Raw genomic sequence first — 229 nt, forward strand, 5'->3', positions numbered from 1 at the left:
AATTGAGTCACTCATTGAATCTGATGTTGAATCACTGTCTGAGATTGAATCACTCATTGAATCTGATGTTGAATCGCTATCTGAAATTGAATCACTCATTGAATCGGACGTTGAGTCACTGTCTGAAATTGAATCACTCATTGAATCGGACGTTGAGTCACTGTCTGAAATTGAGTCACTCATTGAATCGGATGTTGAATCACTGTCTGAGATTGAGTCACTTAGTGAA

General features: G+C 38.0%; 1 protein-coding gene. It reads right to left on the reverse strand.

The window, feature by feature from the left end; genetic code table 11:
- On the reverse strand, positions 1–229 hold a 229-nt coding region (locus tag TT13_RS10985), incomplete at both ends, for a hypothetical protein (protein ID WP_145912388.1).

It is taken from the genome of Weissella oryzae SG25, assembly GCF_000691805.2.
GTDB classification, from domain to species: domain Bacteria; phylum Bacillota; class Bacilli; order Lactobacillales; family Lactobacillaceae; genus Weissella; species Weissella oryzae.